13 protein-coding genes, 2 tRNA genes and 3 rRNA genes are annotated in these 18,120 nt (G+C 63.0%); 12 read left to right on the top strand and 6 right to left on the bottom strand.

Annotated features, from left to right (window positions below):
- Positions 1–38 precede the first annotated feature (38 nt).
- Both bioC and bioB read right to left on the bottom strand, forming a co-directional pair.
- Positions 39–929, bottom strand: coding sequence for a malonyl-ACP O-methyltransferase BioC (gene bioC / locus V5B60_RS05070; RefSeq protein WP_332345933.1), 891 nt, complete (start codon positions 927–929; stop codon positions 39–41).
- A gap of 6 nt (positions 930–935) precedes the next feature.
- Positions 936–1,931, bottom strand: a complete 996-nt coding sequence (gene bioB, locus V5B60_RS05065; protein WP_332345932.1) for a biotin synthase BioB — start codon at positions 1,929–1,931, stop codon at positions 936–938.
- Positions 1,932–1,999: 68 nt separating this feature from the next.
- On the opposite strand from bioB, the gene V5B60_RS05060 reads away from it, so the two are divergent.
- Positions 2,000–2,794, top strand: coding sequence for a ComF family protein (locus V5B60_RS05060; protein WP_332345931.1), 795 nt, complete (start codon positions 2,000–2,002; stop codon positions 2,792–2,794).
- Here the strand turns inward: V5B60_RS05060 and V5B60_RS05055 are convergent.
- Complete coding sequence (locus tag V5B60_RS05055; protein ID WP_034932140.1) at positions 2,707–3,165, bottom strand: Lrp/AsnC family transcriptional regulator; 459 nt, start codon at positions 3,163–3,165, stop codon at positions 2,707–2,709. The genes V5B60_RS05060 and V5B60_RS05055 overlap by 88 nt on opposite strands.
- A 98-nt stretch (positions 3,166–3,263) precedes the next feature.
- On the opposite strand from V5B60_RS05055, the gene V5B60_RS05050 reads away from it, so the two are divergent.
- On the top strand, positions 3,264–3,920 hold the full coding sequence (locus tag V5B60_RS05050; protein ID WP_434735304.1) for a LysE family translocator: 657 nt from the start codon (positions 3,264–3,266) through the stop codon (positions 3,918–3,920).
- A 42-nt stretch (positions 3,921–3,962) separates the two neighbouring features.
- Here the strand turns inward: V5B60_RS05050 and V5B60_RS05045 are convergent, their stop codons facing one another.
- Both V5B60_RS05045 and V5B60_RS05040 read right to left on the bottom strand, forming a co-directional pair.
- Positions 3,963–5,087: a DUF2914 domain-containing protein gene (locus tag V5B60_RS05045; RefSeq protein WP_332345930.1), complete on the bottom strand. Its 1,125-nt coding sequence runs from the start codon at positions 5,085–5,087 to the stop codon at positions 3,963–3,965.
- Positions 5,081–6,154, bottom strand: a complete 1,074-nt coding sequence (locus tag V5B60_RS05040) for an AraC family transcriptional regulator (RefSeq protein ID WP_332345929.1) — start codon at positions 6,152–6,154, stop codon at positions 5,081–5,083. The genes V5B60_RS05045 and V5B60_RS05040 overlap by 7 nt, the downstream gene beginning before the upstream one ends.
- Positions 6,155–6,313: 159 nt before the next feature.
- Between V5B60_RS05040 and V5B60_RS05035 the strand changes: the two genes are divergently transcribed.
- The 8 genes from V5B60_RS05035 (at position 6,314) to mnmD (ending at position 15,569) form a co-directional block, all read left to right on the top strand.
- Entirely contained in the window at positions 6,314–8,824 is a 2,511-nt protein-coding gene (locus tag V5B60_RS05035) for an arylsulfatase (protein ID WP_332345928.1), read from the top strand.
- A gap of 19 nt (positions 8,825–8,843) precedes the next feature.
- On the top strand, positions 8,844–9,251 hold the full coding sequence (locus V5B60_RS05030; RefSeq protein WP_332345927.1) for a hypothetical protein: 408 nt from the start codon (positions 8,844–8,846) through the stop codon (positions 9,249–9,251).
- A 435-nt stretch (positions 9,252–9,686) separates the two neighbouring features.
- Positions 9,687–11,222 (top strand): 16S ribosomal RNA (locus tag V5B60_RS05025).
- Positions 11,223–11,283: 61 nt separating this feature from the next.
- Positions 11,284–11,360 (top strand) — tRNA-Ile (locus tag V5B60_RS05020).
- Between the two features lie 53 nt (positions 11,361–11,413).
- A tRNA-Ala gene (locus V5B60_RS05015) sits at positions 11,414–11,489 on the top strand.
- Positions 11,490–11,724: 235 nt separating this feature from the next.
- Positions 11,725–14,611, top strand: a 23S ribosomal RNA gene (locus V5B60_RS05010).
- An 83-nt stretch (positions 14,612–14,694) separates the two neighbouring features.
- Positions 14,695–14,808 (top strand): 5S ribosomal RNA (rrf, locus tag V5B60_RS05005).
- The 16S, 23S and 5S rRNA genes sit together here with 2 tRNA genes alongside, the layout of an rRNA operon.
- 71 nt (positions 14,809–14,879) lie before the next feature.
- Entirely contained in the window at positions 14,880–15,569 is a 690-nt protein-coding gene (gene mnmD, locus V5B60_RS05000; RefSeq protein ID WP_332345926.1) for a tRNA (5-methylaminomethyl-2-thiouridine)(34)-methyltransferase MnmD, read from the top strand.
- A gap of 103 nt (positions 15,570–15,672) precedes the next feature.
- Here the strand turns inward: mnmD and V5B60_RS04995 are convergent, their stop codons facing one another.
- Positions 15,673–16,443, bottom strand: coding sequence for a GNAT family N-acetyltransferase (locus V5B60_RS04995; protein ID WP_332345925.1), 771 nt, complete (start codon positions 16,441–16,443; stop codon positions 15,673–15,675).
- Positions 16,444–16,760: 317 nt separating this feature from the next.
- Here V5B60_RS04995 and V5B60_RS04990 point away from each other — a divergent pair, with 317 nt between their 5' ends.
- The gene (locus tag V5B60_RS04990) at positions 16,761–17,492 is read left to right on the top strand and encodes a hypothetical protein (protein ID WP_332345924.1); all 732 of its coding nucleotides are present in this window, start codon (positions 16,761–16,763) and stop codon (positions 17,490–17,492) included.
- A gap of 10 nt (positions 17,493–17,502) precedes the next feature.
- Positions 17,503–18,087, top strand: coding sequence for a methyltransferase family protein (locus V5B60_RS04985; protein WP_332345923.1), 585 nt, complete (start codon positions 17,503–17,505; stop codon positions 18,085–18,087).
- Positions 18,088–18,120: the final 33 nt, after the last annotated feature.

Genomic DNA, 18,120 nt, shown 5'->3' with positions numbered 1-18,120 from the left:
GCCGGTAGGCGGCGCTCCCCGGAGCCCCACCCGCCGGCTCAGCGGCTTCGCTGTCGCGGTTCGAAGCGGATGATCGTCCGCCCGTCGGCGGTCTTCCGCGGCTCGCCTTTCCAGGCGTGTCCGTAGACCACTTCGACAGTCGCCGGCAGGCGGCCGTCGCGCGCCAGTCCGTCGTAGGCCGCGCGTGCAGCCGCCCATGCCGTTCGCCCCGTCAGCCCTTGCCGTCGGCCATGCATGGCGCAGCCCGAGCCGCTCCGGCGCAGGTCGGCGAGCAGGTCGTCGAAGCTGGCGTAGGTCACCGTCAGCATTTCGGCATCCATCACCGGGTCGCTGAAACCGCATTCGACGAGCATGTCGCCGTAGTCGTGCATGTCGATGAAGCGCTGCGTGTGCGGCTGCCCGTCGCGGAAGCTCGCGCGCAGCTCCTGCAGGGTGTCCGGACCGAAGGTCGAGAACATCAGCAGGCCGTCGACCGCGAGTACGCGATGCATCTCGCGCAGTGCCGGCAGCGGGTCGGCGACCCAGTGCAGCATCAGGTTGGTCCACAGCAGGCCGAAAGCGCGTGCGGCGAAAGGCAGCGCCGCCGCCTCGGCAGCGAGCAGCGGTGGCCGGTTGCCGCGCAGGAAGGGCAGCAGCCAGTGCAGACGTGAGCGTTGTGTCTTGCCGGCGCGCAACATCGCTTCGCTGAGGTCGGCGCCGATCACCGTCGCCGCTGGATAGCGTTCGTGCAGCGCCGTCAGGCTGGCGCCGGTGCCACAACCGAGGTCGAGGATGCGCTGCGGCTCGATGCGCACATAATCGAGCCGCTCGAGCATGCGGCTGCCCACTTCGCGCTGCAGCACCGCCACCTCGTCGTAGGTCGCAGCGGCGCGGGCGAAGTTGCGCCGCACCTGGCGCTGATCGACGAACGGCGCCGGTGCCACGCCCATCGCGAACTAGATCGGCCGCAACCCGAGCTTCTCGAACAGCGCCTCGTCGCGGTCGGCTTCCGGGTTGCCGGTGGTCAGCAGCTTGTCGCCGTAGAAGATCGAGTTGGCGCCGGCGAGGAAACAGAGCGCCTGTAGTTCATCGCTCATCTCCTGCCGCCCGGCCGACAGCCGGACGAAACTCGTCGGCATGGTGATGCGCGCAGCGGCGATGGTGCGCACGAACTCGAAGCCGTCGATCGGTGCGACGTTGGCCAGCGGTGTGCCCGGGATCGGCACGAGGTTGTTGATCGGCACCGACTCCGGCGGTGGAGCGAGATTGGCGAGCTGGACGATCAGCGCCGCGCGGTTGCGGCGTGACTCGCCCATGCCGATGATGCCGCCCGAGCAGACCTTGATGCCGGCTTCGCGCACCTGGCCCAGCGTGTCGATCCGGTCAGCGTGCTTGTGGGTGGTGATGACCTGGCCGTAGAACGAGGCATCGGTGTCGAGGTTGTGGTTGTAGTAGTCGAGTCCGGCCTCCTTGAGTTCCTCGGCCTGACCATCCTTGAGCATCCCGAGCGTGACGCAGGTCTGCAGCCCGAGTCCCTTGACGGCACGGATCATCTCGCTGACCTTCGCCAGATCCTTGTCCTTCGGGCCCCGCCAGGCGGCGCCCATGCAGAAGCGCGACGCTCCCTTGTCCTTGGCCGCCTGCGCGGCGGCGATCACCTCGTCGAGCGGCAGCATCGCCTCGCGCTCGGTATCCGTGTTGTAGCGGGCGGCCTGCGAGCAATAGCCACAGTCTTCTGAGCAGCCGCCGGTCTTGACGGAGAGCAGCGTCGAGCGTTGAATCTCGTTGGCGTCGAAGTTCTCCCGGTGCACCTGCTGCGCCCGATGCATCAGATCCATGAAAGGCAGCTGATAGAGCGCTTCGACTTCGGCAACCGTCCAGCGGGCTACTGGTTTGACGGTTGGAGCGGTTTCCTCGCGCGGGCGCGCGGCGATTTGCGGAATGGCATTCATGATGGGTGAACCTGGAGTGGGAGTGATATGAGGGCGGACAGCGCGAATTCTTTACGAGCCCCTGCGGGATGTCAATCTTAAAGCAATCCATGGCCCTGATCCGTGCCTCGTACGCGGCGCTGCTGACCCAGGATTGCCTGCTGTGCGCCGCGGAAAGCGGCACGAATCTGCTCTGCGAGGCCTGCGAGCGCGATCTGCCACGCTTGCCGGCAGCGCGCTGCCCGCGCTGCGCACTGCCGACGCCACTTGGCGAGATCTGTGGTCGCTGTCTGAGCCATCCGCCCCATTACGACGCCACGACGGCGCTCTACCGCTATGCCTTCCCGCTCGACAAGCTGGTGCAGTCGTTCAAGTATGGCCACCGGCTCGCCCTTGGCGGCTGGTTCGGGCAGCGGCTGGCGGAGCTGCCGGAGCGGACCGACGCCGACCTGATCATCCCGATGCCGCTGCATCCGCTGCGGCTGCGCGAACGTGGTTTCAATCAGGCAGGCGAACTGGCGCGTGCCTTCGGCAAGCTGCGGCGGATCCCGGTCGACACCCGCAGTTGCCGGCGCATCCGTCACACGCTTGGCCAGGCCGATCTGCCGTGGCGTGAGCGGGCGAGGAACGTCCGTGGTGCCTTCGACTGCGCGACCGACTTCAGTGGCCGGCGATTGTTGCTGATCGACGATGTGATGACCACCGGTGCCTCGGTCGATGAAATGGCGCGCACCCTCAAGCTGCACGGTGCGGCGCAGGTGAACGTCGTTGCGCTCGCCCGCGCGCTGCCGCCGGGTCAGGAGGCCAGCGGGCCTTTCGGCGGCGCAACCGGACGCAGCGGGATCGGTGCCGACATGACGATCGAGGTGCGCGTCTCGCCGTAGTGGTTGATGCTTCCCACCAGTTGCTCGAGGTGCGCGATGTCGCGCGCGACGACGCGCAGCAGGTACGAGTCCTGGCCGGTGACGTGCAGGCACTCGGTCACTTCCGGCAGCATTTCGAGCCGGGCGAGCAGGCGGGCCTTGTCGGCCTGCGGCGTCGTCATCGCGATCATCGCCAGTACACCGTAGCCAAGCGCGGCGACATCGACCGCGGCTCGGTAGCCCGTCACCACATGGGCCTCTTCGAGTCGCTTCAGCCGTTCGGAGACCGCTGGCAGCGACAGACCCACCTCGGCGGCCAGCGCCTTCAGCGAGATTCGCCCGTCACGCTGCACGGCGGCGAGGATTTTCCAGGCTTTCGCGTCGAGTTCCATGATTTCCAGGCTGGTTGTCGTTTCAGCCTGAATTGTGAAGCATGGGCGGCATCTTTTCCTTGATTCTTCCATTCAAATGCGCTTCGCACGCTGCCAGAATGAAGCCTCCTCGATACCTTTCCTGGCTGCTCGCAGTGGATGGCTTCCTCTTTCTCAAGGCAGGACTGATCGGTCTCTCGATCGCCGCACCGGTCGGGCCGATCGGTCTCCTTTGCATCCAGCGCACGCTGGCCCATGGTGCCCGCATCGGTTTCGTCAGTGGCCTCGGAGCCGCCGCGGCCGATGGCGTCTACGGCGCCGTCGGCGCCTTCGGCCTGGCGGCGGTGACGCAGTTCTTCGTCACGCTTGCCCTGCCGCTCGCCGTCTGTGGTGCGCTCTTTCTCGGCTGGATGGGCGTCCAGCTGTACCGCACGGTGCCGCGCGCGCAGCCGGCAGGAGCCGCCGACGGCATCGGCGCCGGGCGTGCCTTTGCTACGGTCTTTGCCCTGACGCTGACCAATCCGATGACCATCCTGTCGTTCATCGCCGTCTTCGCGACGATCGGCGGCAGCGCCGCGACGACCGGCAGCGCGGCAGTGATCATGGTGCTCGGTGTATTCTGCGGCTCGGCGCTGTGGTGGCTGGCGCTCGCTGCGGCGATTGCCGGCATCCGCCAGCGCATCGGGTCGCGTGCCCTGCAGGCGATCAACCGGACCGCGGGTACCGTCCTGCTCGGCTTTGCGGTCTGGCAACTGGTCACCGTTTTCCGGGCCTAGACATCGACAGCTACCCCGGCCCTCACGGTATGGCTGGATCGCTCAGTCGATCTCCCGGACGAGCACTTCGCTCGCCGCGGGCGTGCCACGCTCGACCTGCAGCCGCAGGATGTCGATCGTGCGGCCGTCCTGCGTGGCGACGACGAAGCGCCAGTCGCCCGGTGGCGGGTTCAGGACCCAGGAGTAGCCGCGAAAGCCGCGATCGCGCCCGCCGGTGGTCGTGAACGGCCGACGGTACACCAGCCGCCAGCCGTTCTGCTCGCGGAACTCCCAGCGGTGCTCGAGATCCGCCGTGACGCCGAGTGGCGCGAATACCGCCGACAGCCCATACAGCCGCCCGCCTTCCGGCACATGAACGATTTCCGCCTGTTCCCGCCACCACTGCCACCAAGCCGCACGTTCCACCTGCAGTGAATAGCGCCCGGACGCCTGGACGAAATCCTGTCCCGCTGCCAGCTGCCTCTTGACGAGCGGCACCGGTGCGATCATGTCGAGGCGAAAAGCCAGCATCAGGACCACGGCCAGTGCCCAAGAGGGCCCGATGCGGCCGGGTCGCCCGGGCGCGAGCCAGCGCAGGATGTGCGTCAGCGTGGCGCCGGCGACCGTTGACGCGTAGAACCACAGGGGTTGCAGGCTGCCGAGGGCATGCGGCAGCGCAAAGTTGCAGAGCAGGATCGCATTCAGGGCGAACAGGGTCCAGGTCAGCGTGAAGCGTTGTCCGTAGCGGTTGCCGGCAAACTCGTTGCCGACCAGCAGCGCGGCGAGGAACGATGCGGTGAGCCATGTGCCGAGGTGTCCGGAACTCTTGAAATAGAGAATGAAAAGCGCCGAAAAGATGCCACCGAAGAAGAACTGCAGCAGCAGGTAGGGGGCTTGCCAGGCGAGCGAGGCGAGACGCCCGCGCAGCGTCGCAGCGGGTGCCGGTGGTGCCCGACCAAGCGCCTCACGGCGGGCCAGCCAGAGCGCGAGCAACGCCGCGCCGAGGAGGAAGATCCCCAGGCGCCAGAAGTCGACGACGCGGATGCGCTGGCCGATCGTCAGCGCATCCCAGGTGAAGCCGCCGAGGAAAGCCAGCAGCGGATAGAGGCGGCGCAGGACGGCTGTGCGCCGCTTTGCGCCCGTCTGTGCCGGCAGCGACCCGCCGCCGGCTTGGCGATCGCTCAGCACAGTGGGTCGCGTGCGCCTGTGCGCGCGCGCCACTGGCGTGGACTCAGGCTCGCCCAACTGCGGAACGCGCGCGAGAACGCGTTCGGGTCGTCGTAGTGCAATGCCGTGGCGATCGCCGTCACGCTCAGATCGGTGTTCTGCAGAAGCTGCCGTGCCAGATCGAATCGCGTCCGCCCGATCAGCATCTGCAGGTTGGCGCCCTCGCGCTCAAGGCGCCGTCGCAGCGTGCGCTCGTGCATCGCGAACAGCCTGGCAACGGCCCCGGTCGACGACAGGCCGCTCAGGACCAGTTGTGGCAGGACCTGCTGCACTTGTTCGGCGACACTCAGCGGCGCTTTGGCCTGTGCCGCGCGGATCGTTCGTGCCAGAAACTCGCGGCGTGTCGCGTCGGCACCCTCGATCGTCCGCTGGAGCCAGGTCGAAGCGAAGACGAGTCCGCAGACGTCCGCGTCGAAAGCCACGTCCGCCCGGAAGTGCCGGCGATGCGCCGCCAGGCTGTCCGGCGGGCGGTGCGCGAACTGCACGCGCAGCGGGCGCCACTGCGGGCCGCACAACTCACTCATGATCCGGTTGGCGATGGCGATCGCCGTATCCTGAATCTGGGCCAGAGCCGGCGTGGCGTGGTCAAAGACCGAGTAGCCGAGAAGGACGATCCCCGGCTTGAGGTCGAGCAACAGGGGCGCCGCAGCGCGATCATGGAGATGCAGGTGCTGGATGAGGTCCTCAACCGCGTCGCCGACAGTGGCGCAATGGTGGAGCAACACGCCGAGCGTGCCGAAAGCGGACAGATCGAAGTGCTCGCCGACCAGCAGCCCGAAGTGCGGGCAGCGCGTCAGCCTGGCACAGGCAGCGAGCAGCCGCCCGAGCGACTCGATCGGCGCGCGGCCCTCCGCATCGGCCAGGATCTGCGGATCGCAGCCCGCGGCCGCGAAAGCCTCCAGCGGATTGACTCCCAGCTTGGTGAGCAGATCCGGGATCGCGCGCAGCGGGCCGACGCGCACCACGCCTGGGCCGCTCGTCGCCAGTGCCCGCCACGATCCTGGTTGCGAACTGCCGTCCCGCTTCACCTGCCCGCTCCGTCGTGCTCGATCTCTTCGCCTGCCCGGTCGCCAGTGTCCGCACGGCCTGAGGGTCTCGCTCGCTCGCAGAAAATGTCCGAAACGGCAAGGTATCACAGGATGCGGCCCTGCTATAGTGCCGGGACGATTGATCGAGGGGAGGTCACCATGCAAGGGATTCGCAACTGGCTCTGTGCTTCGTTGGTGTCGGTCATCACCCTGTTCGCCGTTGGTCCGACGGCGGCGCAGCAGGTCACGGGTGTGCTCGGCTCGCCCGACGCCACCACCACCATCGGCAACCGGCAGCTGCCGGCTCCCGACCCCAGGTTCGGTGGCGTGATCAGGGATGACGCGCTGCAGTCCAAGTACTGGTGGGCGCCGCGCATCGTGCCGCCGAAGGGCGCGCCGAACGTGCTGTTGATCATCACCGACGACGCCGGTTTCGGCGTGCCCAGCACCTTCGGCGGCGTCATCCCGACACCGACGATGGACCGCATCGCGCAGGAAGGACTGCGCTACAACCGCGTCTTTTCCACCGCCCTGTGCTCGCCAACGCGGGCAGCGCTGATCACCGGGCGCAACCACCACTCGGCGGGTTTCGGCGTGATCTCCGAGCAGTCCACCGGCTTCCCCGGCTACAACAGCATCATCGGTCGCGACAAGGCGACGATCGGCCGCATTTTGAAGGACAACGGTTACGCCACCGCCTGGTTTGGCAAGGACCACAACGTGCCGGCCTTCCAGGCGAGCCAGGTCGGGCCCTTCGACCAGTGGCCCACCGGCATGGGCTTCGAGTACTTCTACGGTTTCGTCGGTGGCGACGCCAACCAGTGGGAGCCGAACCTGTTCCGCAACACGACTCAGATTTATCCGTTCAAGGGCCAGGAAGGCACCTGGAACCTGATCACGGGCATGGCCGACGACGCGATCGACTACATCGCGCGCATGCACCAGATCGATCCGGCCAAACCGATCTTCATCAAGTACGCGCCGGGTGCGACGCACGCGCCGCACCACCCGACCAAGGAGTGGGTGCAGAAGATCCAGGCGATGAAGCTGTTCGACGACGGTTACGAGAAGCTGCGCGAAACCATCTTCGAGAATCAGAAGAAGCTCGGCGTGATCCCGAAGGATCTGAAGCTGACGCCCTGGCCCAACGACGTGCTGAAGCCCTGGGCATCGCTTTCTGCCGAGGAGAAGAAGCTGTTCATTCGGCAGGTCGAGATCTTCGCCGCCTACGCCGCCTACAGCGACCACGAGATCGGCCGCGTGGTCCAGGCCTTCGAGGACGCCGGCCGCCTGGACAACACGCTGATCATCTACATCAACGGCGACAACGGCACCAGTGCCGAAGGCGGGCCGATGGGCACGCCGAACGAGGTGGCTTTCTTCAACGGCCTGAACGAGCTGCCGGTCGACGTGCAGATGAAGTTCTACGACGTCTGGGGCACGCAGTACACTTACAACCACATGTCGGCCGGCTGGTCGTGGGCCTTCGACACGCCCTTCGACTGGTTCAAGCAGAACGCCTCGCGGCTGGGTGGCATCAACCAGAACATGGCCGTGTCTTGGCCGGCGCGCATCAAGGACAAGGGCGCGCTGCGTGAGCAGTTCGTCCATGTCATCGACGTCGTGCCGACCATCCTCGAGGCTGCTGGTCTGAAGGCACCGGTGATGGTCGACGGCATCAAGCAGGCGCCGATCGAAGGCACGAGCTTCCTCTACACCTTCGATGCGCAGAACGCGAAGGCGCCGTCGCGCCACAAGACCCAGTACTTCGAGATGATGGGCCAGTGGGCCTTGTACGACGACGGCTGGCTGCTCAGTACCAAGGTGAACCGTGCGCCCTGGCAGGCCTTCGGCGCGGCCGACCGCGACCCGGTGAACAACCAGGTCTTCCAGCTGTACGACCTGAACGCGAGCTGGAACCAGCAGGAGGACGTGGCCGCCAAGTACCCGCAGAAGGTCAAACAGATGCGCGCGGCCTTCCTGGCTGAGGCGAAGAAGCACCAGGTGCTGCCGCTGGACGCCTCGGTGGCGGCGCGCATCGTCGCGCCGCGGCCGAACATCACCGCCGGGCGCAACGAATTTGTCTACACGCGGCCGATGACCGGGCTGCCGCAGGGAGACTCGCCGTTCATCCTGAATGCGTCGTACAACTTCAGCGCCGACATCGAGATCCCGCAGGGCGGCGGTGGCGACGGCATGATCGTCACCTCTGGCGGTCGCTTTGCCGGCTACGGCTTCTACATCCTCAAGGGCAAGCCGGTGTGGCTGTGGAACATGGTCGACCTCGAGCGCATCAAGTGGGAGGGACCCGAAGCGCTGAGCCCCGGCCGCCACACGGTCGAGTTCGACTTCAAGTACGACGGGCTCGGCGCCGGCACCTTGGCATTCAACGATTTCAGCGGCGTGGGCCGGCCCGGCACCGGCACGCTGAAAGTGGACGGAAAGGTGGTCGCCGCCAAGACCATGCCCAGGACGCTGCCGATGATCCTGCAGTGGGACGAGAACTTCGACGTCGGCTCCGACACCCTGACCGGCGTGAACGATGCCGACTACAAGCCGCCCTTCCCGCTGACCGCGAAGCTCAACAAGCTGACGATCCACATCGACCGGCCGCAGCTCTCGCCTGCCGACATCGCGCGGCTGCAGGGGGCGATGAAGAACAAGGACTGACTGGCCGGCGCGTCAGCGAATGACTCCGCAGCGCCGCCGCGGCCTTTGGCACCTGTCCGCGGGGCTGGTGTGGGCGGCGTTGCTGCAGTCGGCCGCGGCGCAAACCATCGGCTCGCCGTACGCGGTGCTCGAGGGCCGCTGGGTGCGACCCGACGGCGGCTACACCCTCTACATCCGAAGGGTCGATGCCGACGGCCGCATCGAGGCGAGCTACGCCAACCCGCGGCCGCTGCCCTTCGCGAAGGCGCAGGCGGCGCTGGAGGGCACGACGCTCAAGCTGCAGTTCGAGCTGAGGGCCGGCGGTTACGCCGGCTCGACCTACACGCTGCGCTACAACGCCGCCAGCGACACCTTGGACGGCGAGTACTTCCAGGCCGTGGCACGGGAGACCTATCCGGTGCGCTTCCACCGCCTGACCGGCCCGTGAGGCAGGCTACCGGGGGCCGTCTGGGCTTGGCGGTCGAGCTGTGGGCCTATCCCGGCGTTCATCACGCCGAAGCTGGTCGCCGCGGTGCCGGTACACACCGTGAGGCGCCGGCGGTTGTCGTGACACCACACCTTGGCGATTTCTTCGTCAAGGTGTTGACCGACTCGGAAACGCCTGTATAATGCGCCCCTCTTGCTGCTCGGGCAGCACCGCAGCCAAGCCTTCCGGCCAAGCTGCAGCTCTTTAAAAACGAGACAACCGATAGGTGTGGGTTCTTGATCTGGTGGTGGCATGCGTGGTGGTATGCGTGTGCTGCTGAGAGATGGAAGGACTCGCACGAGCAGTATGCTGCTGATTCTGGGGCATGTAGCCTGGTGTTGATGTGGGTTATGTGGTCTGGGGTTGGTGGCGCGTCGAGCGAGAGTTTTGGGATTTGAACTGAAGAGTTTGATCCTGGCTCAGATTAAACGCTGGCGGCATGCCTTACACATGCAAGTCGAACGGTAGCGCGGGGCAACCTGGCGACGAGTGGCGAACGGGTGAGTAATGCATCGGAACGTGCCCTGGAATGGGGGATAACGTAGCGAAAGTTACGCTAATACCGCATATTCTGTGAGCAGGAAAGCAGGGGATCGCAAGACCTTGCGTTCTGGGAGCGGCCGATGTCGGATTAGCTAGTTGGTGGGGTAAAGGCCTACCAAGGCGACGATCCGTAGCGGGTCTGAGAGGATGATCCGCCACACTGGGACTGAGACACGGCCCAGACTCCTACGGGAGGCAGCAGTGGGGAATTTTGGACAATGGGCGGAAGCCTGATCCAGCCATGCCGCGTGAGTGAAGAAGGCCTTCGGGTTGTAAAGCTCTTTCGGTGGGGAAGAAATTGCACGGGTCAATACCCTGTGTAGATGACGGTACCCGACTAAGAAGCACCGGCTAACTACGTGCCAGCAGCCGCGGTAATACGTAGGGTGCGAGCGTTAATCGGAATTACTGGGCGTAAAGCGTGCGCAGGCGGTTTGGTAAGTCAGATGTGAAATCCCCGGGCTCAACCTGGGAACTGCATTTGAGACTGCCAAGCTGGAGTGTGGCAGAGGGGGGTGGAATTCCACGTGTAGCAGTGAAATGCGTAGAGATGTGGAGGAACACCGATGGCGAAGGCAGCCCCCTGGGTCACTACTGACGCTCATGCACGAAAGCGTGGGGAGCAAACAGGATTAGATACCCTGGTAGTCCACGCCCTAAACGATGTCAACTAGGTGTTGGGAGGGTTAAACCTTTTAGTGCCGTAGCTAACGCGTGAAGTTGACCGCCTGGGGAGTACGGCCGCAAGGCTAAAACTCAAAGGAATTGACGGGGACCCGCACAAGCGGTGGATGATGTGGATTAATTCGATGCAACGCGAAAAACCTTACCTACCCTTGACATGTCAGGAATCCTGGAGAGATTTGGGAGTGCTCGCAAGAGAACCTGAACACAGGTGCTGCATGGCTGTCGTCAGCTCGTGTCGTGAGATGTTGGGTTAAGTCCCGCAACGAGCGCAACCCTTGTCACTAATTGCCATCATTGAGTTGGGCACTTTAGTGAGACTGCCGGTGACAAACCGGAGGAAGGTGGGGATGACGTCAAGTCCTCATGGCCCTTATGGGTAGGGCTTCACACGTCATACAATGGTCGGTCCAGAGGGTTGCCAACCCGCGAGGGGGAGCCAATCTCAGAAAGCCGATCGTAGTCCGGATCGCAGTCTGCAACTCGACTGCGTGAAGTCGGAATCGCTAGTAATCGCGGATCAGCATGTCGCGGTGAATACGTTCCCGGGTCTTGTACACACCGCCCGTCACACCATGGGAGCGGGTTCTGCCAGAAGTAGTTAGCCTAACCGCAAGGGGGGCGATTACCACGGCAGGGTTCGTGACTGGGGTGAAGTCGTAACAAGGTAGCCGTAGGGGAACCTGCGGCTGGATCACCTCCTTTCTAGAGAAGAGCTGGGTTGAGAACCCACAACCTATCGGTTGTCAGAGGCTGCACCTGCGACGGGTCTGTAGCTCAGTCGGTTAGAGCATCGTCTTGATAAGGCGAGGGTCGTTGGTTCGATTCCAACCAGACCCACCAGCGTCGCGACGAAGCTGGGTGCGATGATCGGCTGCTGCGTTGTTGGGCACGGCGGGGGATTAGCTCAGCTGGGAGAGCACCTGCTTTGCAAGCAGGGGGTCGTCGGTTCGATCCCGTCATCCTCCACCAGGCGGTGCAGCGCGTGAGTGGTCAGGCCTGCGGGGTGGTTCACCCTGCAGTCCTGACTCCTTACGGGGTCTTTGTTCTTTAACAAGATGGAAGAAGGTTGTATTGCCGGCATCCCGGGGCATTGGGTTGCTGGTGATACGGTTGTGATTGCATCGAGCCCCTGTGCCGAGAGGTGCGGGGGTGGCACCGAGTTGCCTGTGGCGTTGTGATCTCGAAAGAGAGCGCAAGGTTATAGGATCAAGCGAATAAGTGCATGTGGTGGATGCCTTGGCGATTACAGGCGATGAAGGACGTGCAAGCCTGCGAAAAGCTCTGGGGAGCTGGCAATGAAGCTTTGATCCAGAGATGTCCGAATGGGGAAACCCACTCCGCGAGGAGTATCCCGCGCTGAACACATAGGCGTGTGGAAGCGAACCCGGCGAACTGAAACATCTAAGTAGCCGGAGGAAAAGAAATCAACCGAGATTCCCAGAGTAGTGGCGAGCGAAATGGGAACAGCCGGCAAGTGATAGCGATCGTGTTAGCGGAAGCTTCTGGAAAGTGGCGCCGTAGAGGGTGATGGCCCCGTACGCGAAAACATGATGGTGGTACTGAGCTTGCGACAAGTAGGGCGGGGCACGAGAAATCCTGTCTGAAGATGGGGGGACCATCCTCCAAGGCTAAATACTCGTAATCGACCGATAGTGAACCAGTACCGTGAGGGAAAGGCGAAAAGAACCCCGGGAGGGGAGTGAAATAGATCCTGAAACCGCATGCATACAAACAGTGGGAGCCCCTTCGTGGGGTGACTGCGTACCTTTTGTATAATGGGTCAGCGACTTACGTTCAGTAGCGAGCTTAACCGCATAGGGGAGGCGTAGGGAAACCGAGTCCGAATAGGGCGCTTAGTTGCTGGACGTAGACCCGAAACCAAGTGATCTATCCATGGCCAGGATGAAGGTGCGGTAACACGCACTGGAGGTCCGAACCCACTAATGTTGAAAAATTAGGGGATGAGCTGTGGATAGGGGTGAAAGGCTAAACAAACTTGGAAATAGCTGGTTCTCTCCGAAAACTATTTAGGTAGTGCCTCAAGTATCACCGACGGGGGTAAAGCACTGTTATGGCTAGGGGGTCATCGCGATTTACCAAACCATTGCAAACTCAGAATACCGTTGAGTGCGAGCTTGGGAGACAGACATCGGGTGCTAACGTCCGGTGTCGAGAGGGAAACAACCCAGACCGCCGATTAAGGTCCCGAAGACATGGTTAAGTGGGAAACGAGGTGGGAAGGCATAGACAGCCAGGAGGTTGGCTTAGAAGCAGCCATCCTTTAAAGAAAGCGTAATAGCTCACTGGTCGAGTCGTCCTGCGCGGAAGATGTAACGGGGCTCAAACCATGCACCGAAATCGCGGATATCCGCAAGGATATGGTAGGAGAGCGTTCTGTAGGCCGTTGAAGGTGTCTCGAGAGGGATGCTGGAGGTATCAGAAGTGCGAATGCTGACATGAGTAGCGATAAAGGGAGTGAAAAGCTCCCTCGCCGAAAGCCCAAGGTTTCCTGCGCAACGTTCATCGGCGCAGGGTGAGTCGGCCCCTAAGGCGAGGCTGAAAAGCGTAGTCGATGGGAAACGGGTTAATATTCCTGTACCTCTTTGTAATGCGATGGGGGGACGGAGAAGGTTAGGTCAGCCGGGTGTTGGACGTCCCGGTTCAAGCGTGTAGGCAGGTCCCTTAGGCAAATCCGGGGGGTCAATGCCGAGGCGTGACAACGAGTGGTCTCTGACCGCGAAGTGATTGATACCATGCTTCCAAGAAAAGCCTCTAAGCTTCAGTTACAAGGAGACCGTACCGCAAACCGACACAGGTGGGCAGGATGAGAATTCTAAGGCGCTTGAGAGAACTCAGGAGAAGGAACTCGGCAAATTAGCACCGTAACTTCGGGAAAAGGTGCGCCCTGATAGGTTGTAGCCCCTCGCGGGTGAAGGCTGAAAGGGTTGCAGTGAAATGGTGGCTGCGACTGTTTAATAAAAACACAGCACTCTGCAAACACGAAAGTGGACGTATAGGGTGTGACGCCTGCCCGGTGCCGGAAGGTTAAGTGATGGAGTGAGAGCTCTTGATCGAAGCCCCGGTAAACGGCGGCCGTAACTATAACGGTCCTAAGGTAGCGAAATTCCTTGTCGGGTAAGTTCCGACCTGCACGAATGGCGTAACGATGGCCACACTGTCTCCTCCTGAGACTCAGCGAAGTTGAAGTGGTTGTGAAGATGCAATCTCCCCGCGGTTAGACGGAAAGACCCCATGAACCTTTACTGTAGCTTTGCATTGGACTTTGAACCGACTTGTGTAGGATAGGTGGGAGGCTGTGAATCCGGGACGCTAGTCCTGGTGGAGCCGACCTTGAAATACCACCCTGGTTTGTTTGAGGTTCTAACCACGGCCCGTGAATCCGGGTCTGGGACCGTGCATGGTAGGCAGTTTGACTGGGGCGGTCTCCTCCTAAAGTGTAACGGAGGAGTACGAAGGTACGCTAGGTACGGTCGGAAATCGTGCTGATAGTGCAATGGCAAAAGCGTGCTTGACTGCGAGACCCACACGTCGAGCAGGTACGAAAGTAGGTCATAGTGATCCGGTGGTTCTGTATGGAAGGGCCATCGCTCAACGGATAAAAGGTACTCTGGGGATAACAGGCTTATACCGCCCAAGAGTTCATATCGACGGCGGTGTTTGGCACCTCGATGTCGGCTCATCACATCCTGGGGCTGTAGTCGGTCCCAAGGGTATGGCTGTTCGCCATTTAAAGTGGTACGTGAGCTGGGTTTAAAACGTCGTGAGACAGTTTGGTCCCTATCTGCCGTGGGCGCTGGAAATTTGAAGGGGGCTGCTCCTAGTACGAGAGGACCGGAGTGGACGAACCTCTGGTGTACCGGTTATGACGCCAGTCGTATCGCCGGGTAGCTAAGTTCGGAAGAGATAAACGCTGAAAGCATCTAAGCGTGAAACTCGCCTTAAGATGAGATTTCCCCGGGGACTCGATCCCCCTCAAGGGTCGTGGTAGACCACCACGTTGATAGGCTGGATGTGGAAGCGCAGCAATGCGTTCAGCTAACCAGTACTAATCGCCCGTGCGGCTTGATCCTATAACCTTGCGCAGCAACTCAACACATCACAACCCCTTCTTCCTCCCTTGCGTCCGCAACCCACCGCGGACATACCCGTTACGCTTGGCGGCCATAGCCCTTTGGACCCACCCCTTCCCATCCCGAACAGGACCGTGAAACGAAGGTACGCCGATGATAGTGCATCTCCCATGTGTGAAAGTAGGTCACCGCCAGGCTCCCCAACCACAACAAAAGCCCTCACCACACACGTGGCGAGGGCTTTTGCTTTGCTCCCAACCTGAAGGCGATGCCTGAGGCGCCCTTTGGCGAACGGCAGCTGGTGGCGACGGACGACGGTTCGCATTCGCTTTACCTGCCGACGTTCGACGAGCACTACCACTCTTCGCATGGCGCGCTCCAGGAGTCGCTGCACGTCTTCATCGGCAGCGGCTACGGCGCCGCCGCGCACCTGCCGCGGCCTGCGCTGCGGGTGCTGGAAGTCGGTTTCGGTACCGGGCTCAACGCCCTGCTGACTTGGGCGCGCAGCCGCTCTGGGCTCCTGCAGGTGGCCTATACGGCACTGGAGCCCTATCCGCTGGACGAGCAGTGTGTCGGAAGGCTCAACTACCCAGAGCGGTTGCCCGAGGTTGACGCGCGCGCCGTTTTCGAGACCATTCACCGCTGCGGCTGGGAAGTGCCGCAGCGGATCGATGAACACTTCAACTTGCTTAAACTGGGTTGCTGTTTCAGCGATTTCGAACCGGAAGGCCACTTCGATCTGGTCTATCACGACGCGTTTTCGCCGGCAGTACAGCCCGAACTGTGGACCCGCGACGTCTTTGCCAAACTGGCGGGCTGCATGAGTCCCGGCGCCGTGCTGGTCACCTATTGCGCCAAAGGCGAGGTTCGCAGACACCTGCGCTCGGTCGGCCTGACGGTGGAGAGGCTGCCCGGCCCGCCAGGAAAGCGCGAAATGACGCGGGCAACGCAAAGCTGAGGCCTGATCGCTGACCGGCCGGCGCGCTTGTCCGTCGCCCACGCCACCGAGCCGGCTGCCGGTGTGTCGTGCAGCTGGCCGCGTGCTTTGTGCTCGCCGGGCTTCACGGCGGCAGCAATCGATCCGAAAGGTCACCGAGAGGGTCGTCCGCGGCCATCACGACGCGCCGCGCCTGTCGCGTGAGTACTGAAAGGGAGGGACGCTGTCGCCCTGTGCTGTCGAAATTGCTGCTGTCGAGCCAACGCTCGAAGGCTACGGCCAGAGCGGGCCATTCGCGATCGATCGCTGCGTACCAGGCGGTGTCCCGGTTACGACCCTTGACCACGGCGGCCTGGCGGTGGATTCCCTCGAACGACAGTCCCAATCGCAGCGCGGCGGCACGCGAAGCGGAGTTTAGTGCATCGCACTTCCACTCGCAGCGGCGGTAGCCCAGGTCGAACGCCTGTCTGAGCAGCAAGTAGATCGCCTCGGTGGCACCGGCCGTGCGCTGCAGGCGCGGCGAGAAGTTGATGTGGCCGATCTCGATCGTACCGCTGGGCGGCGTGATCCGCAGGTAACTCGCGACGCCGGTTGCGAGATCGGAATCCTGTTCAACGATGGCATAGAACAGAGGGTCCGGGCCGCGGCAGTAGGTGTCGATCCATGCGGCGTAGTCGTCCACCTCAGCAAACGGACCATAACCGAGGTAGGTCCAGTTTTGACCCCGGCTGTCGAGGCGATTGGCGGCATGCAGGCTCGCCGCATGCCGTTCGGCAGCAAGTGGCTCGAGGCGGACCCGATTGCCCGCAAGCTCGCGCCAAGGAGGATGCGCGGGGACCCGCCAGCCGACGAGCCGCCCGCCAACCGGCTGTCCGAGATCGTTGACCGAAACCATGGCGATCGCTCCTCTTGTCTGCAACTTGTCATCCGTGCCCCCTCGCGACTACCCCGCTGTCTGCATCCGTTCGCCGCGGTCAGTCGTGTCGCGTTGAGCGCCATTGTAGTGTCAGACGCCTGAACGCAACGCGACTTGGGGGTCGCGGTATCGTCCTGCGGCTGGCCGCAGTTTGACTGCGGCCAGCAGGATTCGGGATAATCTCGCGATTCCGTCATTGCAGAGCTGCTCCGCTGGCGATGTCGGAGGCGGCTTCCCCGATTTTCCATTCGCTGGATTGACGAGGCGATGCCCCCTTGCGGGCACTGCCACAACCCATGAACCGCATTGTAGCCGCCAACGCTCGCGCCTTCGAGCGTGCCGATCTGATCCGGGCCGAACGCACGCTGCTGCGCGATGGCCGCTGGGCCAACGCGCGCGTAGAACGGGTCGCGATTGCCGGTGAGGAGTGGACAGTCATGGTCGCGATTGCCGGTGAGGAGTGGACAGTCAAGGATTTTGCCAGTCGCTCCTGGTGGGTGCGGAATACCCTCGGTCGTCTGTTGCTGCGGCGGGAGCTGCGGGCCCTGCAGCGCCTCCGGGGGATCTCGGGAACGCCGGCCGATGCCTTCAGGATCGATGCCCATGCCATTGCAGCACGCTTCGTCCCCGGCCGTAGCCTGGCGAAGATCGACCGCGCGCTGATCACTCCAGGCTATCTCGAGCACCTCGAAGCGTTGCTCGAGGCTGTCCATTCGCGTGGCGTCGTCCATCTCGACACGCGGGGTGCCGGCAATCTGCTGATGCTGCCGGACGGAGCTCCGGGCATCATCGACTTTCAGGCGAGTGTGTCGACGACATGGATGCCGTCCCGCCTGCGGCGATTGCTCGAAGAACTGGACATGGCCGGTGTCTACAAGAAGTGGGCCGCATGGCAACCACAGGCGATGGATCGCGAACGGCGCGCCCGTTTCGAACGCAGCAACCGTTGGCGCAAATTATGGTTGCCGCGCGGCTATTTTGGCTTGAGCAAGAGGCGGCGCGCCAGTCGCCGCGAACCGAGCTCATGAAAGGCTAGGAATGAAGGAAACCTCGAACGGACTCTTCCACCATCCCGGTTTGCGCCGCCTTCTGGTACGCCTGCGGGCGCCAATCGTCATTCTTGGCATGATCGTCGTCGCCCAGTTCGTGCGCAGCGACTGGTTGCTGCCGGGCTTCGTCGTCTCGATGTGTGGCGAGTTCATCCAGCTCTGGTGTTTCGCCTCGCTCGACAAGAACTCGACGCTCACCGCCCGTGGTCCGTACACGATGGTACGCAACCCGATGTACCTGGGTCGCTTCTTTATCCTTCTCGGCTTCCTGATGCTCTTGGCGAGCGTCTGGATCCTGCTCGCCTACACGATCATCTACTGGCTCTACATGGACGCGCGCGTGCAGCGTGAGGAGGCGCATCTGCGGCCGATCTTCGGCACCGCCTACGAGCATTACTGCACGACCGTACGCCGCTTCCTGCCCGCCTGGCCGGCCACCGGCGAACCGGTCGGCTACTGGAACTGGCGGCTGTTTCGCCAGAACAACGCCGGTTTCAACCTGGCGGCGACGTTGGCGGCCTGGGCCGCCGTCGCCGTCTGGGCGCTCTGGGGCCAGCCGCTGTTCGCGGCGTGAGAACGGATCTCGCCGCTCGGATTGGCGGTTGCC

Origin of the sequence: Accumulibacter sp. (assembly GCF_036625195.1) — a bacterium.
Classification (GTDB): Bacteria; Pseudomonadota; Gammaproteobacteria; order Burkholderiales; family Rhodocyclaceae; genus Accumulibacter.
Note: the sequence above shows the minus strand (reverse complement) of the source record. Positions and strands in the feature narration are given on the sequence as shown.